Raw genomic sequence first — 26,728 nt, forward strand, 5'->3', positions numbered from 1 at the left:
TGATTGGATAGTATGTGGGTTATGTTATGGAAAGATGTTTTATTTAAATATGGATACTCTTACATGGTCTTAAGTTTAAATATTCTCATCTATTATTAAATAACAATTTAACAAAATAAACTTCATAGGCTTCCTTTTAGGAGAAGATCATAGTAGGAGGAATTTATTTCTCACCACATATCTAGGAGGAAGCTTATGCTAAATAGAATTGTAAAAAGTGTTGTTCAGGCTATGAGTGATACATTAACATCAGAACAGTTACAAAGATTACAGGATGTGTTATATATTAATTTTCAAGGAACAAAAGTTACGAAGGATGAAACAGAGATCGTTGAGATAGATGGAATATCAAGCGCTTTGTTCCTAACTCTTGAAACAAATTCTCTACTCTCCCATCATAGAGAGAGACACAAGGATTTCATAATAAATTTCTGAGCGGATAAAGAATGACCTTTGTCTGCTTTTTTATTACCTAAAACCCTATTAAATTCACTAAAGGAGGACTTTAAATGATAGGATCTACAAATTTAAGCACTGGTGGCGGAGTTGGCTCCGATGAATTAACAGCTACCAGTGCAAATGTACTTGAAAATACAACTTATGTCGGCGCGGATACTGATGACGAGCTGGCAGAAGGTACAATGCAGCATCTCACCAGCCGCGCTACGATTACTCATACGGCAGAAAATGCCACGAAAGTAATCGAGGGTGATGCAGCTTTTACATCTATTAACAGCGATGGAACGGCGCGTGCAGAAATTAGATATAATGGCACTGAAGGATTTATTACTCCTAATACATTATTCGCCGTACCACAGGGAGATATGGCTACTGCTGGTGGATTGACTGCCGAGAAATTATTAGAAGGACAAAGTGCATTTGGAATCGCTGGTGCTGCCACTTCTGATGCGACTGCGACAGCAAATCAAATTTCAAGTGGAAAAATTGCTTATGTCAAAGGTTCTAAGATTACAGGTACTCTTGCAGAACGCGGACAATCTCAATATGGTAATTTTGGGCAAGGTAATGGATATGTAGCCATCAATGCACTTCCAGAGGGCATTTATCGGTCAAATGGAGCTGCTTGGGCACCAGAGGCACGTATCGCAACCTCAACATTAGCAAGCGGAATTGGGCTTAATGCCAGTGTTATTAAGAAGGGTGTTTCCATATTGGGTATTACGGGAAGTTATGAGGGTTATTATTCTGGTAATGGAACTATATATAATCGTGGTTCTTGGGGCAGTGGATATAACATTGGATGGTTTACTTCGTATGTTCAGGGTGTTGATGACTCTGGTGGAGTTTCAATTACGCAACAACAAACTTCTATTGCTATTACTACAAAAAATAAATACAGACAATCAACTGAAGCAGTTGATATTGGAAAAAAAAAATTAATCGTGGGAAATCCATGGAATAACTTAACTGTCATCATGTTCTCGAAGAGAAACGTTAATTGCACATTAAAAGCTGAAATATATAACAGCTCTGGAAGTATAATTGCTCAATCTGGTCAAGTTGCTGATGGCACAGAAAAAACTATCTCAATAAACCTTTCTAATATAAACACAAGTTTTTATATTCGTCTGGAAAATAAATATGTTAGTAGTTCTTCTTACTGGTATAGTGAAGATTTTACAATATTAAAAATACAACTATCTTAATTAGTTGAAAGATATACTTGAAATATAGATACAGATTTTATACTACTTCCAAAAACATTACCAACAGATATATAAATCCAATAATTTCCAGAAAAAGAAGATATATCACAAATACAAACACCATTTCCTGATATAACCTCAGAATTGCCCCAGTATGCTTCGGCTTTATATGATGATATATATACTTCATTATTTTAGTAGAAACTCCACCGCCGATTCTAGCCCACATTTCGACATTACCATATATTTTTAAGTAATTCCAACCAGAAAGATTTTGAATATTATTAAATCGTATTATAATATCTCCCTTATATAACTTAGAACCTTGTATAGAGGAACCAAAAGAAACAGAACCATAAGCAGTGTGGTTGCTCATTATACTAATCCCCGATTGTCCACCGCCATAAGAACCATTATTGAATAGATAAAGTGGATTGCTTACATATCCTTCGAATCTTCCTGTAATACCCATTATCTAAATAGCATATTTAGGAACATATGTTCTGTAAAATTCTTGACAACTTAACTAGCCTATATTATGATGTATTTAAAATCATAACATAGGAGGATTGAACAACATTATGAAGGCATCGCGTCAAATAAAGAATTGTTCTAAATGTGGTCAAGTATATATATAAATTCTACGGGACAGAACCTTTGTCCAAATTGCAGAATAAAATACTATCAACCAAATTATAATAGACACCCCATCAAACGCACAGAATTAGTCCTAGAACGCGGCAAAATACTCTCATTGAATATTTTTACGTCTAACGAATAAATCCCTCAAATAAGTCATTCTGAGAGCTTACCACGTTACCACCCTGTCTATGATCGCTCTTTGTTCGGTTGATGTCTTTCTGAGATATATTCTGGTTGTATCAATGTTTTCATGTCCCATCAAATCTGCAAGTAAAGCTAGGTCATTATGCTTATCCAAAAAATTCTTAGCATATCTGTGTCGGAATGAATGCGGATATACTACCTCGACTGATACCTTTGATTTTTCAGCATATCTTTTAATCTGCTGTGCCAATCCGCGCGTTGTAATTTGATTCCCAAAACGGTTCAGAAATATAAAGCCGCTCTTTCTCCCTGTTTTTTCAATCCATATCAATGCTTCTTTTTGAAGTTTTGCTGGAATAAAGATTCTGCGAAGTTTACCGCCTTTGGTATATAAATCCACATATCCCATCTCTACATTCTCGCCCTTAAATCTAACAAGTTCACTAACACGCGCACCTGTCGCAGCCATGAACCAAATCGCAAAATACCATTGTTTGTTCTTCATTTTCTTAAATTTGCGTTTTAAATAGATATAGTCGGCGTTACTGATTACATTCTCAAGAAATGTCTTGCGCTGGATTCGAACGGTCTTTAATCTGAGCTTTTCTTTTCCAAGATACTGTAAATACTTATTGATTCCCAAAATTCTGACGTTGACAGTGCTGGGCGCATAATGCTCCATTAAATACTCTTTGTATGATAAAAGATTGGTCTTATTCACTTCTGGATAATGTGTTTTAAAATAATTTGCCGTCCAAACATAGTTCTGGATTGTGCTGTCGGTTAAATTTTCTCTTCTTAAAAATGTCTCGTATTTCATAAATGATATTCTCCTTTTTCTTCCGTATATCATTTATGTTCTCTTATTCTCATTGCAATGTAGGCGAATCGCGCCAGAAAGGAAAACCACATGAAAATTTATGTTAATGAACGATATGAAATTGTGGATGTAAATACCACAACTGATGAAACCCTGAAAGAATACGAAATTTCCGATGAACAATTTAAAGGAAAATGCATCGGATTTATTCGTGGATATAAATACGAACCAGTTTGGAAAATTGCCATTGATCCTGAGACGAACCTGCCACAGGTCGATGAAGAAGGTAATCAGGTTTATGAACTTGATGAAGATGGAAACAAAATCAACGCTGGATGGAGTTTGTATCCGTACTGGGATTATAACCAGCTCTGTCAGATGCAGCTTGAATACGAAAATAAACAACTTGTGCTGGCTATGGCAAATATGATTGGAGGTGTTGCAAATGATTAATGATATGCAAAAAAAGATTCTGGTAAAAGCAATCGAAATCGGTGTGGAAAGTGGTGAAGATGCACTGGAAATTTTAAAGTCTTATCCAAACTTATCCATCGCAGAGAAACAGGAAATAGGCAAAGAGGTTGGCATTGAATACTCTCCTACTCTCGCGGAGGCTCTGACGGAGAAAATCGCGGAATTATCTAGCGTTTGCAATAAAGCCATTGAGGACGGTGTAACAATTCAAATTAACGGAGTAGATGAGCATTTTTCTTATGGTATCGCATCTGGAGATCAGAGTAACATTGATTCCTTGTTCCAGCTCTCAGCGGCGACAAAGCTTCAACAGCCATATCACTGCGATGGAGGTTCTTGTAAGTTATATACACCAGAACAGATTGCGTCTATCTATATCGCTGAAAAAATGAACGCTACCGTTCAGACTACATACTTCAATCAATTAAAGCATATGATTTCTGATACGTATAAAGAAGAATCTGATGTTGAAACCGTCCTTGATATTACCTACGGTGTTTCTCTGACAGGAAAATATCTGGATGACTACAATCAGATCATGAAACAGAGCAACCTTATCGTAAAGGCGGTGTCTGGTAATGAAACAACAACTGAAGCTACTGCTTAAATATGGATTTTTATACTATGTAGGTGGCAGTATTTATTATAACATTGAGGTTCTATGGCGCGGATACAGCCATTGGTCTATGTTCTGTTTGGCTGGAATGTGTTTTATCTTTGCTGGACTACTCAATGAAATAGAGTCTTGGGAAATACCGTTATGGAGACAAATTCTACAAGCGTTAGTATTTACTCTATGCGGAGAATTTATATGTGGGTGTATTGTGAACCTATGGCTTAAATGGGATGTTTGGGATTACTCAAATGTTCCATTTAATTTGTTAGGTCAGATTTGTCTGCCATATGCTTTATTATGGATTCCACTTATTTTGATTGCTATTGTTTTAGACGATTATTTAAGATATTGGTTTTTTGGTGAAGAGAAACCAAGGTATAAGTTGTTTTAGAAAGGGATGATTTGAAATGAAGACTTATTCTTCTGTTACAAATGCAATTGATGCGGTAATTAATATTGCTCTTGCTGAAGTTGGTTATTTAGAGAAAGCATCAGGTGTTAATTTATATAATAAGACTGCTAATGCTGGTGATAAAAATTATACGAAATACGGATATGAAATGAATAAGATTTATCCTGCTGTAATGGATTATCCGGCATATTGGTGTGATAGTTTTGTTGATTGGTGTTTCTATAAAGCATTTGATGTATGTAATGCTAAAAAGGTTTTATGTGGAGATTTTGATGATTACACTATAGCTTCTGCTCAATTATATAAAAATAAAGGAGCATGGCACACTTCTAAACCACAGCGAGGGGATCAAATTTTCTTCACAAACGGAAAACGTATTTGTCATACCGGATTAGTTTATAAAGTAGATTCAAAATATATTTATACTGTTGAAGGTAACACATCTGATGGAACTGCTGTTGTGCCTAATGGTGGTGCTGTGTGTAAAAAAAAATATATCTTAAATAACAGTCGCATTGCAGGCTATGGAAGACCATTATATAGTCTTGCTGTGTCAGAAGGTAGTCAGTTGGTTACATATGATATTAAAACTGGTTTTAGAGGTGTCTCAGTGTGTGTAGATAGTGGTTTAAATATTCGTTCCTACCCTGTGTCAGGTTCAATAATTGGCACTGTACAAAATACTGTACTGGTTCATCCAACGAAAAAGACATTTGTATCAAATGGAGATGTTTGGTATTATCTTCCAGACAAGGATGGTTGGATCTCTGCAAAGTATATTGATGGTGGTTGGGTATATGAAACGACAATTTCATCGCCTAGAAAATGGTGGTATATCCATAAAGGATACACCTGTACAACCAATGGATTCGAGGTAATTAACGGTTTAACCTATGCTTTCGATAAAGATGGTTATATGTATGAGAACGAAGAGATTCCAGCCGAAGCTGATTCTGAAGGTATAGTAAAGATTAAATAATAAATAGTAGTAAATAAAAATACTTTGTTAAATAATGTTCTTATAGGGATAGTTGAGTTTAAATACTCTTCTATCCCTATTTTTTACGATTTTTTGAAAATTATTTCACTTGACTATGAGAAGATCCTGTGAGATACTAATTTGTGCAATCTGCCATTTCTGGGATTCAAACAGATTGCTTTTGGGGAATGTCAATAAATGGCGTTCCCTCATTTTTTACGATAAAAATATAGTACAAAATATAATTGTTTTTATCATACTCTCTACTATATTTTTTCCGTACATTTGTTCGATTTTCTTCTAATATTCTGCATAAGGCTTCTCTGTTTTCATGTACCACTCATGTACCAATTTTTGTGATCTTATGTGAAATTATAATAATTTACATGAAGATGATATTTCTTAAAAAAGCTAGTAATATCAATGCTTTACGGGCATTTTATTAGTGTTTTGAATATCGGCAATTTTAGGGGCGTTTATTTTATACTATAAAATCTTCTTTTTCAACTACTTTTTTGAAAACGCAGGGCACATCATGTCAATTCCGCCCCTTATTTTTCTAAAATTGCCGATATTTTTTCTAAAACAACTGATTTTCCACCGTTTCCAGCACTCCTGTCAGCATCCGGTTCTGCCGACTGGCAAGCTCTTTCAAACCGTTCAAAAATCCCCAGCTGCAAACTTCCGCTATTTTTTTTCCTGTCTTCTCACATAGAACCACAGGACAATTTTCTCCAGATACCGCTTTAACACAATCTGGATCTCTTCCTTCGGATTGATCGGCTTTACAAGAATCGAATAGATGCCTGTCCGCCTCGCCCCGTACACATCCGTAAAGAGCTGATCCCCGACAAACATCGTCGAGCGCTCGCCCGTTCCCATCCGACGCATCGCCTGCCTGTATCCGCTGCGCTTCGGTTTTCTACCCTTGTAAATATAATCCGAACCCACCTGTCCGGCAAACGGGGCGACCCGCGCCTCCTTATTATTCGAGAGCAGACAGGTGTGGAACCCTATCGCCCGCAAACGTTCAAAAAGCTGTACTGCCCGCTCGTCCGCCGGGGCACCGTGCGGCACCAGCGTATTGTCAATATCAAATATGATACCCCGCATTCCCTTCTGGTAAAACTGCTCATACGGGATATCATACGCAGAATCCAGCCATTCATCCGGATAAAACGCATTTCCCATCATCTGGTCTCTTCCCCGTTCTTTCCAGGCTCATACGACGGCACATTCCGCTGCTGTATCTTCTGCAGTTCCTCCATAAATGTATCGACGTCTTTAAACTCCCGGTATACCGATGCAAACCGCACATAGGTAACCACATCCAGATCCTTTAACCGCTCCATCACAAGTTCCCCGATCACCGCGGTCGAGATCTCCCGTTCTTCCCGGTTAAATAAATTGTTTTCCACATCGTCGATCAACGCCGAAATCTGTCCCTGAGAGACTGGGCGCTTGTGGCAGGAATGCAGGATTCCCGCCTCTATCTTCGCCCGGTCGTACATCTCCCGGGTATTATCCTTTTTGACAACCATCAGAGGGATCGTCTCAAGTTTTTCATATGTGGTAAAACGCTTTCCACAAGTCTCGCACTGTCTCCGGCGTCTGATAGAACTGTTGTCATCCGCAGGCCGTGAATCGATTACTTTCGTGTCAGCCGCGTTGCAAAATGGACACTTCAATCGCTCTTCCCCTTTTCTGGTTTTATTGATATGCCCCCGCCAGGTTTTCATAACATATCATACTTATTATAATATCGCAGGAAGTGCGCTTCTGCAAGCAGAAGTTTTCCGCTATTCCTTCTTTATTCCTTCTTTTCTCTCTCTTCTTTCAGCCTCACCAGAATAATGTCATCCCCTATCTGGCAGATGTCGCAGAATGGAATTATGTACTCTTTTTCCCGCCCCAGAAAGCCCCAGACACAGCCCGGTCCCGGCACGATGATCGCAAGCATTTTTCCCGTGCTGATGTCAAAATCGACGTCGCCCACAAAACCAAGGCGCTTGCAATCTTTTACATTTATAACTTCCCGCTGTTTGAGTTCACAGATACGCATAGACATAAACCTCCCGGATCCTTCTGTAATCAAAATATGTACAAAAGGACCGGGAGGTTCTTCCTGGACAGGTATTTCTATCTACTTTTATTTCGTAACTTCTGATAACGTCACGCTGTCAAAATGCAGCGTATAATCAATCAGATGCGGCTGGCTCATCGCCACCGTCAAGGCACTGACCGCTACATCCTCATCCAGCGTTACCGGAATCTGAAACTCGGAATTGCCCTCGGTCTGGATCGGATCATACTGCACGTCATCCACCAGCATATACTCATAGTTCGGGCTGCTCCAGACAATATCGGCAGTCACCTTTCCATCCTTGACGATAATGGTCGCCGGGCTATCCACCGATGCTCTGCCGGAACCTCCCTGCAGGGTTACCTCACAGGTATAAGTGCCGTCTGCCACATCTGCAGTCTGCCCTGCCGGTTTCTGGGCATCTGCCGCATCATCGCTATTCTCCGTCTCGGATGATGCCGCTTCCGCGTCCTCTGCCTCTCCGGAAACCGGATTTTCTACCCTTACTTTGTGGTCGTACCAGGTGCCCTTCTTACCAATCAGAGCCAGGTCAAATTCTTCTCCGAGCGCCGGAACCGGCACATCGAAGCCGTTGACCTCCTCGCTCAGACCGTCGCTGTAAGTAACCGTGTCTACGGTTGGCTGCAGCAACCGGCTTCATCTTCCTTTGCCTCGTCCGCAGTACCCAGATACAGGTTCACGATGTTTTTCGAGGTCAGGCTGATATGAAGTGTCACCTCGCCATCCTTGACCGTCAGGACACCTTTTCCATTTTTCGATTCATTGACCTTGAACATACTGCTGTCCGTCTTAAAATCGACGGTGTAGATGCCGTCTGCAAGGTCAATGCTGCTTTTCTGTTCGACATTCTCGGTTTCTGCGCTCTCTGTCTGCGCCACGGTGTCGGCTGCGTCCTGTTTCTGTCCTCCGCACGCTCCGAGAAGAGCGGCAGCAAGCAGAAGCGCCGCTAAATTTAATTTCTTTTTCATATACATTATTCCGAAATAGACTCAATGGCTGTCCGTGTATGAGCAACATAGAATGATTCTACTGCTTTAATTCTGCCCAGACCGGAAATCTGAGTATCTACCTTGTCAAATGCACCTGATGCCTCAAACTGGCTCTTCCAGGAATCCTCGTCATCGCCTGCCATGTCGTTGTTTGCGTGATCACCTGCAACTACCATCAGCGGACGAAGAACGACATTCTTATAACCTGCTGCCTTCACTGCCTCGATAACAGACTCACAGGAGGTCTCTTCCGGCTCGCCCTCTACGGTACCGATAAATACATTGCTATATCCAAGATTCTGCATCTGGGTCTGCATCTGGCTGTAGGTTACCTTTGCAACGTGTGCGGTACCATGCCCCATCAGAACGAATGCAGTTCCCTGATCGGCTGCGTCAGCTGCATCTTTAAAACCAGCTTCCGAAGCTTCTTCTGCTACAACTGCTTTTGCAACTGCCTCTTTATCTGCATTGATAACGGTTGCATCGTCGCCAACCTCACCCAACAGCGGCTCTGCGACAGCTATCTGCTCGAATTTATCCTGATACTTCTCGAGCGCCTCAACCATCTCGTCATACTCAGCACCGTGCATCAGGTGGGTCGGCTGGACAACCAGCTCTTTAACTCCGTTCTCCACGGCGCGCTCCAGTGCCTGATCCATATTGTCGATGCACTCGCCGTCACGAGCCTCAACGTGGTTGATAATGATCTGTGCGGTAAATGCACGGCGGACTGCCCAATCCGGGAATGCATCCTGGATGGAATCCTCGATACTCTTGATATCTTTCACACGGCTGTCGTTGAAGGAAGTACCAAAGCTGACTACCAGGATCTCTTTGTCGCCAATCTCATCCTGATTGCGCGGATCGTCCAGGCTCGCGTCGCCGGTATCACGACCAAAATAATCTGGATCTGCGTTCTCGCCTTCTACCAGCTCCTTCTGCTCGTCAGTCAGGGCATCCCATGCCTCTTTGGCTGCCTTGCACTGCTCATCCGTATCATCGGTGCGCTCCTGTACATAGATGTCATCGATCAGCTTTGCCACCTTATCTGCCGCTTCCTGATCGGAATCGGCGCTCTCAGCTGCCTCGGTCTCTGCCTCAGAAGCCGCCTCCGTCGAGGTTGCCTGGCTGGATGTACTGCCGCCGCAGGCTCCAAGCAATACGGACATCGTAACTGCCGCTGCACTTACAACTACTTTTTTGTTTTTTCTCATGTTTTCCTCCTTGTGTGACTCGCACAAAAATAGTTTTAACCGATATGTTCACGACAGCCGGCAGGTTTCCTGGCTTTCGGGTCATCATGCACGCCGCGCCTTCTCACTTTCGCAATGGCATCTGCAGCGCCACTCTCCGGTTCACAGTGACGAGATCGCACAGGTTTTGCACCTGTTTCCCTTTTACCCCCTGTCCATGCCTGTCAATCCGAGCAATCTGACTGGTCTGGCACAAACAGCGGCACCCACTGCCCATATCAGCTTGTTTCATTATAGATGGGGTATGTTTAAAAGTCAATTTATCCCGGAAATTATATTGAAAAAGAATGTGCCTTGGCACATTCTCGCGCCGAGCGCGGTCGCTTGCGACATGTTTCTGCTTCGCGCGAGTGCGCATCATTGGCACGTTAGTGCCTTTTTGTGCAACAGGGAGTTCCAAGGAATTTCCTGTTACACAAAAAAGCACCTCTCATCCGGATAAAAGGTGCTCTCCTCCTCTTAATGATTTTATATCTTTTATGGCATAAATTTCCGGTAAATCGAAATAATTTTCTCATTCTTCACCGTCACAGCCGTGTTGTATGGCTTAAACTCCCCGATCAGCCGATCACGGATCGCGAATAATTCTTCCGCGGTATACACCTGCGGCGGTGTATCCGGGTCAGAATCATCTGTCAGGACAAAGTTCTCATCCATCTGCAGCGTAACCTCTCCCAGCTATGGTAACTTCTCCCGACTGCCATCTCCGAGCCATAAAAGGAATCCTCCTCTACCATTCTCAGCTCTTCTCCCCCCTGTGCCGGACCGCCATTGATCTCGATCCGCCCAGACTCCTGTCGGTCAATCGAAGTAATGAGACATTCTTTCCCATCGATAAGCAGCGTATCTCCCGCCTGCAGTTCATCGATATCTGCCTTATGAAAATGCTCATAGTCATAGACCGTCAATGTGATGATAACATTGCTTTCATCCTGATGGATCTGCTGCGGTTTGAACCCAGCTGCAAAGGTACAGTTGTCAAAATGCGTCATATTGAGGGTTTCCCGGACTGGTTCAACCGTGAGCGGTTCCGTCCGCTCAGTTTCCTGCGTTTTATCCCGTTTGGGCTGCTCCTGCGCCTGATCATTTTCAGCCACAGCCTCACGGATCGCCCCCTGGCTCTCCTCATCGACAGCCCCTTCCTGTGTGGCTGTCTCCGATGCCGCGCCCGCACAGGCGGTCATCCATACACTCATCCCAAGTGCTGCGGCGATCCATGTTTGTTTCAATCGTCTCATGTTTGCTGCCGCCCCTTTTCGGCTTCTCCTTTTTCCTGGCATTTTCGTAACTGTTCAGTACCTTCACAGTCACGCGCAAAAATCCATCAAAAATTGCCTACGGCAATGGGATTTTTGCCTGCTGGCCCATGTTTTCGTACGGTCAGCGCAGTAAATGCGCAGACCTACTAAACTGTTACACATTTTCAGCAAAGTCTTATGCCTGCTTTTTCTTCGCCGCCTCAACCAACTTCTCCATCTCCCGCATTACCTCTTCAAAATCCAACGCAGAAGTATCCAGTAAAATGGCGTCCTCCGCCTGCTTGAGAGGCGACAATTCCCGGTGCATATCGCGGTAATCGCGCTCGATAATATCCTGCTCGATCGCCTCCAGGGAACAGCTTTCCCCGCGTTCGGTCAGCTCTTTATAACGGCGTCCAGCTCTCACACGGCTGCTCGCGGTCAGATATACTTTCAGGGTCGCATCCGGCAGAACCGCCGTTCCGATATCCCGGCCATCCATCACGACATCCCGGCGTCCGGCTAATTCACGCTGCAGCTCCACCAGTTTTTTGCGGACCGGCGCATAGACAGAGGTATTCGAAGCCATATTTCCAACCGCCTCCGTCCGAAGCTCGCTGCTGACATTCTCCCCATTTAAATAAACCTGCTGGATCCCATTTTCATATTCCAGTGAAATGGAAACCGTCTCACAGGCGCGTCCGATCGCCGCCTCATCATGGCTGTCGATGCCCTGGCGCAGAAAATACAATGCCATCGCCCGGTACATCGCCCCCGTATCAACATAAATATATCCATAATCTTCCGCCAGCTTCTTTGCCACTGTGCTCTTTCCAGCCCCGGCTGGTCCATCAATCGCTATATTAATCGGCATTTCGTTTCCCCTTTTTCATATCGTTATAATTCATGATTTTCCGCTGCGCTCCGTCCCGCCAGCATGCCAGTCGACCACGCAATTTGTAAGTTGTAGCCGCCGGTGACTGCATCGAGATCCAGCACTTCCCCTGCAAAATAAAGCCCTGGAAGCTTCTTCGACTCCATCGTGGATGGATTCACTTCTTTTACCGTCACACCGCCCTGGGTAATGATCGCCTCATTGAAACCTCGCAGCCCGGTCAGCGTCAGGGTAAAATGCTTTGTCACCTCCGCCAGCCGTCTCCGCTCTTCCTTCGTCACGGCGTTGACCTGCTTGTCCGGCTCAATGCCGCTGCGGCGAATTATGACCGGTATCAGTTTTGATGGGTACAGATGGTTCAGCGCATTTTTAAACTGTTTATTCTTCTCCGCCTCAAAATCGCGCAGAATCCGCGCATCGAGCTGTTCCATGGAAAGCGCCGGTTTCAGATCGATCATCAGAGTCAGCGGACCCTTTTTCAGTTTTTTCGCCGCATAACTGCTGGCACTCAAGAGTACCGGACCCGAAACGCCGTAATGGGTAAACAGCATCTCACCAAATTCACGGTAAACCTCTTTCTTTCCATTTAAAACAGCAGCTTCCACGTTCCGCAGGGAGAGCCCCTGCAGCTCTTTCACATCTTCCTTCGTCTCAAACGGAACAAGCGCCGGCGAAAGTTCCGTCACCTTGTGCCCTGCTGCCTCCGCAAACCGGTAACCATCGCCGGTTGAGCCGGTCGTTGGGTAGGACAGACCGCCCGTCGCCACGATCACTGCATCCGCAGCTATGTAGGAGTCCTTTTTCCCACGCTCATTACCGCCCTGCGCCAGAATCACACCTTTTAATACACCATCCTCCAGCCACAGTTCCCGAACTCCCTGATTCAATTCTACTTTCACGCGCAGTTCCCGCAGCCGTCTTGCAAACGCCGATGTCACATCCGATGCCCGGTCAGACACCGGAAAGACACGGTTGCCGCGCTCCACCTTAACATGACAGCCGTTCGCCTCCAGAAAATCCTTCATATCCTGGTTACTAAAACCGTAAAATGCACTGTATAAAAAGCGGCTGTTTGTCACAACACTGTCAAACAGACCTTCCATATCACAGTCATTCGTCACATTGCAGCGCCCTTTTCCCGTGATATAGATCTTTTTTCCCAGTTTCTCATTCTTTTCATAGATCGTTGCCGCGCAGCCATTTTCCGCCGCCGCAATCGCAGCTGCCATGCCGGCTGCCCCGCCGCCGATCACGATTATTTTTTTCATATTGCTATCCTTTTCGTTTTTATATCTCCTGGTGCTATCAATCCTGTACCAGGTGGATCGCAAATCCGCCGACTTCTTCTTTAAAATAGGCGAAAATACAGCGACCCTGCTCATCAAAGCGCTTCGTCTCTTCCCGAAGCGTCATACCGCGGTTCACAAAGTATCGGATCGCCGCCTCGCAATCATTTACGCCAAAGCCAATATGACCGTAGGTTCCGTGGCTCTCCACCTTCATATTTTCCGTCAGGTCACCGCTGAACACCGCTTTCTCCGTCTCGCGCGGCATCAGCCCCATCAGGCGCGCCAGTGTCTCAGCAACCTCCCAGGCCTCGTCTTCCGATTTTGTATTGATTCCCACGTGTTTTACGTGCATATGAAATAGTTCCATCGGGGTTGGATCCCCCGCATGCTCTGCCATAAATGCTAGTGTGCGCTCTTTTGCTGTCTGCTCCATTTTGTCCGCTTCCTTTCTATCGCTACATTTAACGCAAAGTTTACACAAATGTTTGTATTTTTCAAAATTGCCGTCTTTTTCTTTAAATATTGATTTTACTGTATCTTACGAAGAATTGCAACCGCGCTTCTTCATATTTCCACACATGATTACCAAATCGGCCGTCCGCTTCTTTCTATCACTTACGCAGCTTTTTTACCTCACGGATCTTCTCCTCCATCGCCTCCACAACCGTTTCCAGCACCTTGACGCGCGCGAAATATTTGGAATTTCCTTCTATGATCGTCCACGGGGCATAGGTAGTAGAGGTCCGCACCAGCATCTCATTGACTGCCTGCTCGTATGCGTCCCATTTTTCACGGTTGCGCCAGTCTTCGTCCGTGATTTTCCACTGTTTTGCCGGATCCTCCATGCGCTCCTTAAAGCGGCGTTCCTGCTCATCTTTATCAATATGAATCCAGAATTTCACGATCACCGCGCCAAAATTCGCCATGTGCTCTTCCATCTCGTTGATTTCCTGATATGCCCGTTTCCAGTCCGCCTCACCGCAGAAACCCTCGATCCGCTCCACCATCACACGCCCGTACCAGGTGCGGTCGAAGATCGCAATATGCCCCGCTTTCGGCATCTCCCGCCAGAAACGCCACAGATAATGGTGTACCTTCTCCACATCATTCGGTGCCGCCGTCGGATTGACCTTGTAGCCGCGTGGATCCAGGTGGCTTGTCAGGCGCCGGATCGCACCGCCTTTTCCCGCCGCATCCCAGCCTTCAAAGCCGATCACCACCGGAATCCGCAGCCGGTACAGCTCGCCGTGCAGCACCTCCAGCTTTTTCTGCAGCTTATCCAGACGTTCCTTATATTCCTCGCGTGTCAGCGTTTTCGTCAGATCCACGCCGGAAAGCACGCCATTTTTAAACCGCTCATCTGGAAGTTTGACCGGCGGATGCACCGCCCCTTCCTCGCGTTCCATTCGGCGACGGTTCAGCTCATACTCCAGCCGGTCTGTGACGGTGGATAAAATCTTGACCGCCGCATAATTTTTATCAGTCGCTTCCACGATCGTCCACGGCGCGTACCCGGTATCCGTCCGCTGCAGCATTTCCTCATTCATCTCCAGAAATGTATCGTAATCCTTGTTGCGCTTCCAGTCCGCCTCCGTCACACGCCACGCAGTCTCTTTGCTTTCTTCCAGCCGTTTAAAGCGCTTTTTCTGCTCGTCCCTGGAAATATACAGAAACAATTTGATCAGAATCATGCCGGAATCTGCCAGCTGCTTTTCAAATGAAAGGATATCCCGGAACGCCCCGTTTAGCTCCTGCCGCTTCGTCTCTTTGTCAAACCGGTCAACGGTAACCTTATCGTACCAACTCTTGTCAAAGATCATCATTCGTCCATCTTCCGGTGTCTTCGTCCAATACCGCCAGAGAAATGGACGCATCCGTTCCTCTTCTCCCGTCTCCCGGCTCGCATAAACATCAAAGCCGCGCGGATCCAGCGGCTGGATCAGGCGGTTGATCTGCGTTCCCTTACCGCCTGCCCCGAAGCCGTCAAATACGATGACAACCGGGATCTTTTCCGCCTTACAGGCGCGCTGCAATTCTCCCAGCTTCACATCCATCTCTTCCCGAAGCTTCTTGTAGTTTTCCTTATCCACTGATTTATTCAAATCTACTTTTTCCAGCATCTTTCCACCTCCACATCAAGCAGTAAAATGACCTTTCACCAATCTCCTGGCATCACAATGCTTCGTCTTTACCTTTCCCCGTCATCATCTCATGCTCTTTTTTGATCTCTTCGTATAATTGTACCGAATCCCACTTCATATTATACGGTGTCAGGACTGCTTTATAATCAATCCGTCCGACTCCCTTTTTTCGGAGTGCATGGATAAATGCATCGATCTGGCGGAAGAAAAGCCTGCCATGATCGCCATCTCATCTGAGAAATCCATTTTCCTGGAAGAATCGTTCTCCGGCACTTCTCGCTGCAGCCTCCCGTCTGCCTGTTTCTGAGCGGACTCTTCTTTTTGCGTTTCCTCCCCAGCCTCTATTGCTTGTCCGGCTTCCTTGAGGACATCCTCATTCAGTCCTTTCACACCAGCCAGCACGCCCACCGGCAGCCCGTACTCCTCCTTTTTCACTGCCCTTAAACGGAATCCCAGCGGCATAAGCGCCTGCTGCACCTTCATTTTTCTTTTGGAATCAGTAAAATTATACAATAATACAGTTGGTTTCATCGTAATTTATCGATTCTCCTCTCTGTTTCTTATTCCCGCCTCATCAATTCTCCGGCTTCTCAATATGATTCTCTATTATATCCTTTTTCCCCCCTTCTGTGCAAGAAAAACAAAAAAGCAGCGGCATCAGCCACTTGCTTTCGCTCGTCCGCTGTCTGCCGCTGTCTGATTTTTATCTCAGTCGAGAAGACTCCCACCTCTTCAGGTGGTGATTAATAGCAAATTTGTCTCAGTGGGAGTTGGATCTGCAGCCAGATATCTCCTTAGTGAAGAACACCATTTGCATCCGCTATCATACCGTTCGGAGCTACCATGTTAGTCCAGAGTGCTCCGCTATTCAGGTCAAACAGATACCATGCGCCATCGATGAACTGATAGCCTGTCTTTCTTGCACCACGGGTACCGTCGGATACCGGATTCAGATAATACTTATACGGTCCAATCTGCTGCCAGCCGGTCAGCATCTTGCCTCTCGTACCATCGGATACCGGGTTTAAATAGAACCAGTTATTATCAGTATAGATCCAGTCTGTATCCATGAATCCGTTTGCATTCAGATGATACCACTCATTATCAACATATACCCAGTTGTTCTTAACCGGTACACCATTGATGTAGTAAGACCAGCCGTAAATGCTGTTTACCCACTGACCATTCGCATTTGCCGGAGTGGAACCACCAGAAGAATTATCGGTCGGAGGTGTACCTGTATACACATCTGAAGAATTCATATAATATTCATCGGACTCGTCACTCCACTCACCCTTATCGCTTCCGTCAACCGCGCGCACCTTAAAGGTATAATCGCCGGATTTCGTCATGTATGGGTAGAAATTGTAGCTTGTGCCTGTAGTTGTAACAGTCGTTACGGTAGAACTGTTGCGGTACAGTTTAACTTCATACTTGCTTGCATCCGATACGCTGTCCCAGGTTGCGGTACGATTGCTCCAGCTAAGATCTTCGACCGTATCCAAATCGCCGTCAACAGCTGACATCGTAATCTTAACTTTCCACTCGCTCTTATCGCCAGATCGCTTCGTAACTTTGTAAGCCGACTTGGTTGCAGAAAGCTTTGTGCCGGATAACTGATAACCGTCCTTTGCCTCGATCGTCAGGTAGATGACCGGCTTATCACCTCTCTCCCACTCGCTGTCGTCATTGTCAAACTCCTGCTCGGTAATCTCAACATTACCCTTCGTAACTTGTACATCCGGATCCCCGATGCTGTCGCCCGCTTCCGGTTTCGCATTGACACGGAACTTAACTTCCGAGATCTTTTTGTCAGCCGCGTATGCCGGAATACTCATAGCCAGTGCCGCCATGATAGCAAGAACGGAAACCGCCGCTGCCTTCAGGTTATGTCTCATATCCCATCCTCCTTTTTTAATGTACTCTCGCGTACAAAATCTTGTTTTCATTATAACAAACATATCCGCCTGCGTCAAAATAAACTGTCGGTATTTTCAAAATTTTCCCCTTGTTTTTTTGAAGTAGATGTCTGCTTTCTGTTATTGACAGGATACCACACTTTTATTACCTGAGAATAACTTTTTGTTTAAGGTTTTCTGACATTTTCGTCAATGGTAGAATTTATATCATAATTGATATTTCCTGTGACATAAAAAAGAATGTACCTTTTTGTGTGATGGGGAATTCCAAGGAATTTTCTATCACACAAAAAATAGACCGGGGCAGATTTCTGCGATCCGGTCTATTTCTACCTTACTTAAAAGCAGGTGTTCATTTTATTTGAAATACTCCACACCTGAAGCAAACAGCTGCATATCCTGATTTCCATAGATATTCATGCCTGTATCGCTCCAGCAGCGCTCGTTGTGACCCATCTTACCAAGAATACGTCCATCCGGGCTTGTGATACCCTCGATGCACTGGTAGGAACCGTTCGGGTTCCACTCCTCGCTGACGGATAAGTTTCCGTTCGGATCGCTGTACTGGATCGCGATCTGACCATTTGCGCGAAGTTTTGCAAGCCACTCCTCGTTGGCTACGAAACGTCCTTCACCATGGGACATCGGGTTGCAGTATACGCCTCCCAGCTCTGCTTTTCTGAGCCACGGGGACAGGTTAGATACAACCTTTAAGTATGCCATGCGGGAAATGTGGCGTCCAATGTTGTTGGTTGTCAGAGTCGGGGAATCTGCTTTCTGAGGCTCAATCTTGCCTCCGGTTAAAAGTCCCAGTTTGATTAATGTCTGGAAGCCATTGCAGATACCCAGTACCAGGCCATCCCGGTCATGAAGCAGTTTGTCGATCTCCTCCATCATCGCCTCGTTGCGGAATACCGTAGCGAAGAATTTAGCCGAACCATCCGGCTCATCACCTGCGGAGAATCCACCCGGGAACATGATGATCTGGGATTTCTTGATATCCTCTTTGTACTGCTCGATGGAAGAACGGATATCGGATGCATTCTGGTTGCGGAATACACGCACAATCGTCTCCGCTCCGGCTGCCTCAAACGCTTTCGCGCTGTCCAGCTCGCAGTTGGTACCCGGCATTGCCGGAATAAATACAGTTGGTTTTGCCACTTTATGTTTACATACATATACCTTATCGGTATTGTAAAGTGTCTCTTCTGCTGCCTTCATCGGTGCGCCGGAAGCGGTCGGGAACACTTTCTCCAGGGTTCCGGTCCATGCTTTCAGAGCCTCTTCCATGGAGATCACGGTACTGCCATACTCGAGGTTCCCTTGTCGGTTACCTCACCGATCACGGTGTACGGAATGGACAGCTCGCCTACCTTGCCGTCCGGAACCTCGCAGACAATATTGCCCCAGCCAGCAGCGAAGAAGTCTCTCGGATCTACATTGTGCTCAATCTTTACGCCCAGGCGGTTACCAAATGCCATCTTGCTGACAGCCTCTGCCACACCTGCACCCTCAACCGCATATGCGGAAATAATCTTTCCAGACTCCATATCGCGGTAGATTTTCTCGTAACCATCCATGATCTGGCTGTATACCGGCAGGTCATGTGCATCTTTCTCGATGGTAAAGAGAACAATCTTGCTGCCCGCTTTCTTAAATTCCGGAGATACCACGTGTTTGGTATCGGAAATATCAACTGCAAAGGAAACCAGTGTCGGCGGTACATCGATTTCGCCGTGCTCTTCATCATAGAAGCTGCCGGACATGCTGTCCTTGCCGCCGATGGACGGAAGTCCAAATCCGAGCTGCGCACTGTAAGCACCGAGCAGAGCGGAGAACGGTGTGCCCCATCTCTTCGGATCTTCCGTCATACGTTTGAAGTACTCCTGGAAGGTAAAGCGGATCTTGTGGAAATCACCGCCGTTTGCCACGATCTTAGCAACAGAATCCAGCACTGCGTAAGTAGCGCCGTGGTACGGGCTCCAGCTGGACAGGTACGGATCATAGCCGTAGCTCATCATGGTAACAGTATCGCATTTGCCCTCGCTCATCGGCAGTTTTGCCACCATCGCCTGTGTCTCGGTCATCTGGTGGACACCGCCGTATGGCAGGAATACACTGCTTGCGCCCACGGTGCTGTCGAACATCTCAACCAGACCCTTCTGGGAGCATACATTTAAGGAAGAAAGCATGGACAGCCATTTTCCTTTGACATCCTTTACTTCCTGTTTATCAAATACATTGCCTTCCCTGGTCGGAACCTCAACGGTAACGGTTGTCTCCTGATGAGCACCGTTGGTATCCAGGAATGCACGGCTTAAATCTACGATCGTCTTGCCTCTCCAGTTCAGAACCAGGCGCGGGGACTCGGTAACAACGGCAACCGGAACTGCCTCCAGGTTCTCTTCTGCTGCATAAGCAAGCATCTTATCAACATCTTTCGGGTCTACCACCAGAGCCATACGCTCCTGTGACTCGGAAATCGCAATCTCCGTTCCGTCCAGACCTGCATATTTCTTCGGAACCTTATCAAGGTCAATCTGAAGTCCGTCAGCTAACTCACCGATCGCTACCGACACGCCGCCGGCGCCAAAGTCGTTACACTTCTTGATCAGACGGCTGACCTCCGGGCGGCGGAACAGTCTCTGTAATTTACGCTCGGTCGGTGCATTGCCCTTCTGAACCTCTGCGCCGCAGACCTCGATGGACTCCTCGGTATGTACCTTGGAAGAACCGGTTGCGCCGCCAATACCATCACGGCCGGTACGTCCACCCATCAGGATGATTACATCGCCCGGATCGGAAGTCTCACGGATGACGTTTTTGCGCGGAGCTGCTGCCATAACAGCACCGATCTCCATACGTTTTGCCACATAATTTGGATGATAAATCTCTTTTACATAGCCGGTAGCAAGACCGATCTGGTTACCGTAGGAGCTGTAGCCATGTGCTGCATCCTTTACGATGCGCTTCTGCGGAAGTTTGCCGTGCAGTGTCTCCGACATCGGACGGGTCGGATCAGCCGCACCGGTCACACGCATAGCCTGATATACATAGGTACGTCCGGAAAGCGGGTCACGGATAGCACCGCCTAAGCAGGTGGCAGCGCCGCCAAACGGCTCAATCTCGGTCGGATGGTTGTGGGTCTCATTCTTAAAGTTTACCAGCCACTCTTCTTCCTTGCCGTCGATGGTAACCGGAACTACGATACTGCAGGCATTGATCTCCTCAGACTCCTCCAGATCCTCCAGCTTGCCTTCACGGCGAAGCTTCTTCATAGCGAGAACAGCCAGATCCATCAGGCAGACAAACTTGTCATCGCGATCTTTGTAGAGAACCTCGCGATCTGCCAGATACTGTTTGTAGGAAGCTCCATCGGCTCATTGTAATCGCCCTTTGTAAAGGTAACGTCCTTTAACTCAGTCTGGAAGGTCGTATGACGGCAGTGATCGGACCAATATGTATCCAGCACGCGGATCTCGGTCACAGACGGATCTCTCTTCTCTTCGTTTTTAAAGTAGTTGTGGATATGCTCGAAATCCTTGAACGTCATCGCAAGGTTCAGGGAATCGTAGAGTTCTTTTAACTCTGCCTCGCCATAACCGCAGAAACCATCGAAAATCTTGACATCCTCCGGCTGCTCAAATACCGTTACCAGCGTTTCCGGCTTTGCGTTGTTATTCTCACGGGAATCCACCGGGTTAATGCACAGGGACTTGATGCCCTCGATCTGCTCCGCGGTCAGTGTTCCGGAAATAACATAAGTTGTCGCGGAACGGATCACCGGATTTTCCTCTTCATTCAGAAGTTTCACACACTGTTCTGCGGAATCGGCTCTCTGATCGAACTGTCCCGGCAGGAACTCAACGGAAAAGATCGTATCGCCTTCCTTGGACGGGAATGCCTCCTCATAGACAAAATCAACCGGCGGCTCAGAGAAGATAGTAATCAGCGCTTTCTGATATGCATCCTCCGATACATCCTCAATATCATAGCGGATCAGTACGCGGACATCGGTGATCGTGTCGATCCCCAGATAGCTTGCGATCTCCTCTTTCAGATCGTGAGCCAATACGGCAAATTCCGGTTTTTTCTCAACGAAAATACGTCTTACGCTCATGTTTTCCTCCTGTTTTTTCGTATTTTAATGTTTCATGTTCTGTAAAATACATTCATTTTTTAGCATAAAAGGCAAATGCCTTCTTCTAGCATCTGCCTTTATCATACACAATTTTTATAGATTAGTAAAATTAATATATTTAATATTTTTTATTAACATATCTTATTGGTTACTGTTCCAACGTCCCTGTCTCATTCAGTGCAAGCAGCTTTCCCATCCCCGTCGAACGGTCATACGAAACAACCGACAGACTGGCATTCGCCACAATGATCTCCTGCGGCTCCCGATGGAAACGGAGCAGATAATTCATCAAAAAGACGAGGATCCCACCGTGCGCCACGATCACCGCATCCCCGGCTGTCTCCTCCAAAATCTGTCGGATCGCCCGTTCACTCCGCGCCTCGCAGGATTTTCTTGATTCTCCGCCGGACGGGATGCCGACCATCGGCTGTTCCCTCCACAGATGAAATTCATCCGGGTACTCTGCTTCCACCTGCTGCCAGCTTTTGCCTTCCCAGCATCCAAAATCGCGCTCCCGCAGCCCCGTCAGTCGGCGGAGCGGTAATTTTTCTTCCTTGGCCAGGATCTCCGCCGTCTGGAATGCACGCGCAAGCGGGCTGGCATAGACCGCATCGATCCGCGTTTTTGCCGGATAGCCGCTCCTTTCTTTCAGGACAGTGGCAAGCTGCTCCGCCTGCTGCCGTCCTGTTTCGTTCAGCGGAATATCCGTCGTTCCCTGTATCTTTCCCGCCCGGTTCCAGTCGGTCTGACCGTGGCGTACCAAATAAAACAGCATTTTCTATTACTCCTGTTCATCTATCTCTTTCTGAGCCATCTCTGCCGCCTGACCGCTGACCTTCATCGCGTCCATCGTCAGCTTCATGATGTCACGGATCTCATCCTCGCTCATCTTCATGCGCTCCGCCAATTCCGCAAGGGTCGCTTCACGTCCCAGCTCCCGCGCCATGCTCGCAGAAATATCCTTGAGGACATTAACACGCGCCGCCATCTCCTCCTCGATCTTCGTCTCGCGGTTCTGAATCTGCAGCGCATCCTCGATCGCCGCGCGCACCTTTTTCTCCATCTGCGCGTCGAAATCACCGTTTTCGTACTCACTTGCGAACAGAAACAGCGCCATATTTGCCTCCTGCACCAGATCGCCCGCCGGAAGTCCCCGATCGTGGTACTCCTCCGCGATCTGAACCGCCTTCGCCAGTTTTAACTCCGTCAGACGGGAAGCCGCTGTCTTGTCCCCCTCCGTCAGTTTTTTCAGAAGCGCCGCTTCCTCCTCCGGCGTGCCCTGCGGGAGATTTTTCAGTTCCTCTAAGTAAATATCATAAAATGTATTAGATTCCATGTGGTATTCCCTCCTAAAAAATACATACTTCTAAGATGATTCCGTCATTTTATCACAAACAAGACACAGATACAATCATTATTGACTCCGCCCTTCAATCATGTTACACTGAATACAGTTCTATAAGGAGGACTAATAAATGGATATCAACTATGAATTATATAAAGTATTTTACCACGTAGCCTCGACGTTAAGTTTCTCCGAGGCATCTAAGCAGCTTTTCATCTCCCAGTCGGCGGTCAGCCAGTCGATCAAGGTACTGGAGAAGAAACTGAACCAGACTCTTTTCATCCGCAGCACAAAAAAAGTACAGCTTACCCCTGAAGGCGAGATCCTACTCAAGCACGTGGAACCGGCAATGAACCTGATCCGTCAGGGCGAAAACCAACTGCTCGACTCTAACAGCTTAAACGGCGGTCAGCTCCGCATTGGCGCAAGCGATACGATCTGCCGCTATTATCTGGTGCCATTTTTAAGCGAATTTCACAAGCGCTACCCGAATATCCACATCAAGGTTACCAACCGTACCTCCATCGAATGTGCGCGGCTTCTGGACAACGGTCAGGTCGATTTTATTCTGACGAACTATCCAAACTCCGGGCTCGGTGGAACGCAGAATATCCATGTGCTGCGCGAATTCAACGATATATTCGTCGCCAATGAGACCTATTTTCCGATGAAAGACCGCCCGGTTACACTGCGCGAGCTGCAGGCGCTCCCAATCCTCATGCTGGATCGCAAGAGTACCACCAGCGAATTTCTGCACAACATGTTCCAGAAGCACCAGCTCGACCTCGTACCGGAGATTGAATTAAGCAGCAACGATCTGCTCATCGATCTGGCGCGCATCGGTCTCGGCATCGCATTTGTCCCGGATTTCTGTCTCCCGGCTGGCGAAAAGGAGCTTTATGCCCTGACCCTGACTGAAGCCCTGCCGCCGCGCCAGCTCGTCGTCGTCCACAATGAGACAATGCCGATCTCACAGGCATCGCGTGAATTTATTGAACTTCTGGAAAACGGCTCCAAAACGCCTGGAGCTCCTGCTCCAGAGACGAAAGACTGACTCGTTTGACATCGCTCCATTCCCTTGGAAATAATTCCCGGTACTCCCGACGCCAGAACCGGTCATCCAGTAAAAGGATGACGCCCTGATCGGACGCGGTCCGGATGACCCGCCCTGCCGCCTGGAGTACCTTATTCATGCCCGGATACTGGTAGGCATATGCAAATCCATCTTTTCCCTCTTCTTCAAAATATCCCTGCAAAATTTTCTGCTCCGTGCATACCATCGGGAGCCCGGTTCCGACCACGATCACGCCGATCAGCCGGTTGCCTGTCAAATCGATTCCCTCCGAAAACAGACCGCCCATCACGCAGAACGCCACCAGGGAGGTATCACGTTCAGCTGTTCGTTCGGGAGAAAATTTCTGTAAAAATGCTTCCCGTTCCTCCTCGGTCATGTGAGAATCCTGGATCAAAACTTCCATACTTTTTCCGGTTTTCCCAAAACGTTTTTCCACTTCCCGCACCCGGTTCATATACTGGTACGACGGGAAGAACACAATATAATTGCCTTTTTTTGCACTTGCCATCGCCTGAATGTAGTGCAGCACCCGCCGGTATTCCGTCTCATTGCGCCGCGTATACCGGCTCGTCACATCCGTCGCCGCCAGCAGAAGACGCCGCTCCTGCGGAAACGGGGACGGCACATAGACCGTATAGTCCTCCTCCTGATCCGACAGAAGCATCCGGTAATACCGGAGCGGCAGAAGCGTTGCCGAGAAAAAGACCGCCGCTTTCCCCTGCGACAGGCACTGCGCCAGATTTTCAATCGGATTGACACAATAAAGCCGGATGACAAATTCGCCGGACGGCAGAAGTTCCGTATAAATCCTGTAATGCTCATCGACCCGCTCATACATATTTAAAAAATGTCGCACCGAAAAATAAAAATCCAGAATCGTGTCCCGTCCATCTTCCCCACCCGGCTTTTCCAGATACTTTTCCATTTCTCCAAAAACACTGTTTAACACTGAAACCAGATGTCCGGCATCCTTAAGCACCTGGTAGCCGTCGCACTCCCGCTTCATCTCCAGAAGCGCCTTATTTAACCTTGTAAGCTGCCGCCCCAGCGCCGGCGCACGATGTCCCAGTACCTTTTTCGTCAAAAGCACTTCTTCCTTTATAATAGAAGCACTATACATTTCCCGCGCGCGCGATACCAGATTGTGAGCTTCATCCATCAGGAAGAAATAGTCTCCCTCCGCCCCATCCGCAAAATAACGTTTCAGCGCACATCCGGGTCAAAGACATAATTATAATCGCAGATGATCCCATCCACAAACGAAGAAATATCGAGGCAGAACTCAAACGGGCAGACCTGAAATTTTTCCGCATACTCTAAAATTACCGAACGCGTGATTCCAAATTCCTGATGCAAAATTTCATACACCGCATCGTTGACACGGTCAAAATGCCCTTTCGCACGCGGGCACATTTCCGGATTGCACACCGGTTTTTCCAAAATACACAACTTTTCCTTTGCCGTGATCGTGACCGAACGAAAATACAGCCCGCGTTCCCGCAAAATCGCCAGCGCCTCTTCCGCCACCGTCCGCGTGATCGTCTTCGCCGTCAGGTAAAAGAGTTTCTGCCCATGCCCTTCCCCGATCGCTTTAAGCGCCGGAAATACCGTCGAAAGAGTCTTTCCAATCCCGGTCGGGGCCTGGACAAACAGCCTGCGCCCGCGCTCCAGCGTCCGGTAAACCGCCACCGCCAGATCCCGCTGTCCCGCTCGGTATGGATAGGGAAATTCGAGCGCTTTGATTGATTCATCACGTCGCAGCCCGTTGTGATAGAGGTAACGCGCCCATTTGACATATTCATGGATCAGACCAGCAAACCATTCAGAAAGTTCGTCCATCGTCTGGATCTCCTGAAAGCGGCGGATCTCCTCCGTCTCCAGATTACAGTAGGTGAGCTGCAGTGTCACTTCGTCCAGCGCTTCCTGTAATCCATAGATATAGCCATAACAGCGCGCCTGCGCCATATGCACGCCAACCGCTTCTTCCAGACAGTTTACATCCTGGTAAACACACTTGATCTCATCGATCGTGACATCTTTTCCATCCCGGATGATTCCATCCGCACGCCCCTCGACCACGATTTGGAATCCGTCCTCCTCCACCGAATGGCGCAGCGACACCTCCGCCTGATACCCTGAGCCCATCCGCCGCTGTATCTTCCGGTGCATCCGTCCTCCAGCTAACATCGCCTCTTTCTGTGCACCCGCCGTGCGCCGGTTATCAATATCCCCCGAACGCAGAACGAACTCAACCAGATTGCGGACGGAGATCCGTATCTGCCTGCCGGTCAGCTCCATGTGTGGTTCCTCCCTTCCCCATACATGTACTCTCGGAATCTTTCTGTGCTTGATTTTGTGAAATGATTTTTTGTCAGTTGTGCCCAAATTTCTGAGGCGTACGCGGCGCGTACGTTGATGAAATTCGGGTGCGGCTGGCGGAAAATCAGCCACAAAAGCACGTGCAGAAAGACTCCGAGAGTACATATATATGTCTATCAAAAAGACTGCAGACACCATCTTCTCTCCGGCACCCGCAGTCTTTCTTTATTTTCGTACTATCAACTTTTCTTTCATCATACCGATTC

Annotated in this window: 28 protein-coding genes, 1 pseudogene and 1 riboswitch; of the genes and pseudogenes, 7 read left to right on the forward strand and 22 right to left on the reverse strand. The window is 47.0% G+C overall.

The features are described 5' to 3' along the window. Nucleotides 1-195 precede the first annotated feature (195 nt). Together DWX91_RS13045 and DWX91_RS13050 are read left to right on the forward strand one after the other, a co-directional pair. A complete protein-coding gene (locus DWX91_RS13045) occupies nt 196-435 on the forward strand; it encodes a hypothetical protein (RefSeq protein ID WP_118539153.1) in 240 nt (79 codons plus the stop codon). Between the two features lie 74 nt (nt 436-509). Further along, complete coding sequence (locus tag DWX91_RS13050; protein ID WP_118539155.1) at nt 510-1,667, forward strand: hypothetical protein; 1,158 nt, start codon at nt 510-512, stop codon at nt 1,665-1,667. 37 nt (nt 1,668-1,704) lie between these two features. On the opposite strand, the gene DWX91_RS13055 is transcribed toward DWX91_RS13050, so the two are convergent. Next, on the reverse strand, nt 1,705-2,139 hold the full coding sequence (locus DWX91_RS13055; protein WP_147354407.1) for a hypothetical protein: 435 nt from the start codon (nt 2,137-2,139) through the stop codon (nt 1,705-1,707). Between the two features lie 336 nt (nt 2,140-2,475). Next, complete coding sequence (locus DWX91_RS13060) at nt 2,476-3,273, reverse strand: tyrosine-type recombinase/integrase (protein ID WP_118539159.1); 798 nt, start codon at nt 3,271-3,273, stop codon at nt 2,476-2,478. Nucleotides 3,274-3,363: 90 nt separating this feature from the next. Between DWX91_RS13060 and DWX91_RS13065 the strand changes: the two genes are divergently transcribed. From DWX91_RS13065 to DWX91_RS13080, 4 genes are read left to right on the forward strand one after another with little or no spacing between them, the layout of a single operon-like run. Continuing rightward, nucleotides 3,364-3,726, forward strand: a complete 363-nt coding sequence (locus tag DWX91_RS13065) for a hypothetical protein (protein WP_118490869.1) — start codon at nt 3,364-3,366, stop codon at nt 3,724-3,726. Beyond that, a complete protein-coding gene (locus tag DWX91_RS13070) occupies nt 3,719-4,354 on the forward strand; it encodes a hypothetical protein (RefSeq protein WP_118539161.1) in 636 nt (211 codons plus the stop codon). The genes DWX91_RS13065 and DWX91_RS13070 overlap by 8 nt, the downstream gene beginning before the upstream one ends. After that, complete coding sequence (locus DWX91_RS13075) at nt 4,326-4,754, forward strand: putative ABC transporter permease (protein WP_118539163.1); 429 nt, start codon at nt 4,326-4,328, stop codon at nt 4,752-4,754. Before DWX91_RS13070 ends, DWX91_RS13075 begins: the two co-directional genes overlap by 29 nt. A gap of 16 nt (nt 4,755-4,770) precedes the next feature. Next, nucleotides 4,771-5,754 (forward strand): CHAP domain-containing protein, encoded by a 984-nt coding sequence (locus DWX91_RS13080; RefSeq protein ID WP_118539165.1) that lies wholly within the window; start codon nt 4,771-4,773, stop codon nt 5,752-5,754. Nucleotides 5,755-6,441: 687 nt separating this feature from the next. On the opposite strand, the gene DWX91_RS13085 is transcribed toward DWX91_RS13080, so the two are convergent. The 18 genes and pseudogenes from DWX91_RS13085 to DWX91_RS13160 form a co-directional block, all read right to left on the reverse strand. Further along, on the reverse strand, nt 6,442-6,945 hold the full coding sequence (locus tag DWX91_RS13085) for a YqeG family HAD IIIA-type phosphatase (RefSeq protein ID WP_118539169.1): 504 nt from the start codon (nt 6,943-6,945) through the stop codon (nt 6,442-6,444). Further along, the gene (gene nrdR, locus DWX91_RS13090) at nt 6,945-7,442 is read right to left on the reverse strand and encodes a transcriptional regulator NrdR (protein WP_106999995.1); all 498 of its coding nucleotides are present in this window, start codon (nt 7,440-7,442) and stop codon (nt 6,945-6,947) included. The genes DWX91_RS13085 and nrdR overlap by 1 nt, the downstream gene beginning before the upstream one ends. 122 nt (nt 7,443-7,564) lie before the next feature. Continuing rightward, nucleotides 7,565-7,816 (reverse strand): YlmC/YmxH family sporulation protein, encoded by a 252-nt coding sequence (locus DWX91_RS13095; RefSeq protein ID WP_106999996.1) that lies wholly within the window; start codon nt 7,814-7,816, stop codon nt 7,565-7,567. A gap of 87 nt (nt 7,817-7,903) precedes the next feature. Next, nucleotides 7,904-8,488 carry a hypothetical protein gene (locus DWX91_RS18210; RefSeq protein WP_412693911.1) on the reverse strand — a complete coding sequence of 195 codons (585 nt, stop codon included), beginning with the start codon at nt 8,486-8,488 and terminating at the stop codon, nt 7,904-7,906. After that, entirely contained in the window at nt 8,470-8,826 is a 357-nt protein-coding gene (locus tag DWX91_RS18215; protein ID WP_412693912.1) for a hypothetical protein, read from the reverse strand. The genes DWX91_RS18210 and DWX91_RS18215 overlap by 19 nt, the downstream gene beginning before the upstream one ends. Nucleotides 8,827-8,831: 5 nt before the next feature. Continuing rightward, complete coding sequence (locus tag DWX91_RS13105) at nt 8,832-10,061, reverse strand: sirohydrochlorin cobaltochelatase (protein WP_118539167.1); 1,230 nt, start codon at nt 10,059-10,061, stop codon at nt 8,832-8,834. Nucleotides 10,062-10,102: 41 nt separating this feature from the next. Next, nucleotides 10,103-10,280, reverse strand: a riboswitch (cobalamin riboswitch). 297 nt (nt 10,281-10,577) lie between these two features. After that, entirely contained in the window at nt 10,578-10,757 is a 180-nt protein-coding gene (locus tag DWX91_RS13110; protein ID WP_118482129.1) for a hypothetical protein, read from the reverse strand. Next, the gene (locus DWX91_RS13115; RefSeq protein ID WP_147353565.1) at nt 10,736-11,338 is read right to left on the reverse strand and encodes a hypothetical protein; all 603 of its coding nucleotides are present in this window, start codon (nt 11,336-11,338) and stop codon (nt 10,736-10,738) included. The genes DWX91_RS13110 and DWX91_RS13115 overlap by 22 nt, the downstream gene beginning before the upstream one ends. Before the next feature lie 196 nt (nt 11,339-11,534). Beyond that, entirely contained in the window at nt 11,535-12,212 is a 678-nt protein-coding gene (gene cmk / locus DWX91_RS13120) for a (d)CMP kinase (protein ID WP_118472759.1), read from the reverse strand. A gap of 23 nt (nt 12,213-12,235) precedes the next feature. Beyond that, nucleotides 12,236-13,501 (reverse strand): NAD(P)/FAD-dependent oxidoreductase, encoded by a 1,266-nt coding sequence (locus tag DWX91_RS13125; protein WP_118472758.1) that lies wholly within the window; start codon nt 13,499-13,501, stop codon nt 12,236-12,238. Between the two features lie 37 nt (nt 13,502-13,538). After that, the gene (locus tag DWX91_RS13130; protein ID WP_227589675.1) at nt 13,539-13,955 is read right to left on the reverse strand and encodes a VOC family protein; all 417 of its coding nucleotides are present in this window, start codon (nt 13,953-13,955) and stop codon (nt 13,539-13,541) included. Between the two features lie 178 nt (nt 13,956-14,133). Further along, entirely contained in the window at nt 14,134-15,642 is a 1,509-nt protein-coding gene (gene pap / locus DWX91_RS13135) for a polyphosphate:AMP phosphotransferase (protein WP_118472757.1), read from the reverse strand. A 52-nt stretch (nt 15,643-15,694) separates the two neighbouring features. Next, nucleotides 15,695-15,859: a DUF3783 domain-containing protein gene (locus DWX91_RS17580; RefSeq protein WP_412693915.1), complete on the reverse strand. Its 165-nt coding sequence runs from the start codon at nt 15,857-15,859 to the stop codon at nt 15,695-15,697. Further along, nucleotides 15,793-16,194, reverse strand: a complete 402-nt coding sequence (locus DWX91_RS17585) for a hypothetical protein (protein ID WP_243099063.1) — start codon at nt 16,192-16,194, stop codon at nt 15,793-15,795. Before DWX91_RS17585 ends, DWX91_RS17580 begins: the two co-directional genes overlap by 67 nt. A 263-nt stretch (nt 16,195-16,457) precedes the next feature. Next, nucleotides 16,458-17,561: an N-acetylmuramoyl-L-alanine amidase family protein gene (locus DWX91_RS13145; protein WP_118472755.1), complete on the reverse strand. Its 1,104-nt coding sequence runs from the start codon at nt 17,559-17,561 to the stop codon at nt 16,458-16,460. A gap of 378 nt (nt 17,562-17,939) precedes the next feature. Then, nucleotides 17,940-21,702, reverse strand: a pseudogene (locus tag DWX91_RS13150) (phosphoribosylformylglycinamidine synthase). A gap of 169 nt (nt 21,703-21,871) precedes the next feature. Beyond that, entirely contained in the window at nt 21,872-22,498 is a 627-nt protein-coding gene (locus tag DWX91_RS13155; protein ID WP_118472753.1) for a histidine phosphatase family protein, read from the reverse strand. Nucleotides 22,499-22,504: 6 nt separating this feature from the next. Next, nucleotides 22,505-23,059: a sigma-70 domain-containing protein gene (locus DWX91_RS13160; protein ID WP_022359291.1), complete on the reverse strand. Its 555-nt coding sequence runs from the start codon at nt 23,057-23,059 to the stop codon at nt 22,505-22,507. 139 nt (nt 23,060-23,198) lie between these two features. Between DWX91_RS13160 and DWX91_RS13165 the strand changes: the two genes are divergently transcribed. Further along, nucleotides 23,199-24,122, forward strand: a complete 924-nt coding sequence (locus DWX91_RS13165; RefSeq protein WP_118472752.1) for a LysR family transcriptional regulator — start codon at nt 23,199-23,201, stop codon at nt 24,120-24,122. Here DWX91_RS13165 and DWX91_RS18220 read toward each other — a convergent pair. Next, nucleotides 24,058-25,302 carry an ATP-dependent DNA helicase gene (locus DWX91_RS18220; RefSeq protein ID WP_412693913.1) on the reverse strand — a complete coding sequence of 415 codons (1,245 nt, stop codon included), beginning with the start codon at nt 25,300-25,302 and terminating at the stop codon, nt 24,058-24,060. The genes DWX91_RS13165 and DWX91_RS18220 overlap by 65 nt on opposite strands. A gap of 44 nt (nt 25,303-25,346) precedes the next feature. Next, the gene (locus tag DWX91_RS18225) at nt 25,347-26,441 is read right to left on the reverse strand and encodes a DEAD/DEAH box helicase (protein WP_412693914.1); all 1,095 of its coding nucleotides are present in this window, start codon (nt 26,439-26,441) and stop codon (nt 25,347-25,349) included. Nucleotides 26,442-26,728 lie beyond the last annotated feature (287 nt).

The sequence above is a fragment of the Clostridium sp. AF22-10 genome (assembly GCF_003478725.1).
Classification (GTDB): domain Bacteria; phylum Bacillota; class Clostridia; order Lachnospirales; family Lachnospiraceae; genus Otoolea; species Otoolea fessa.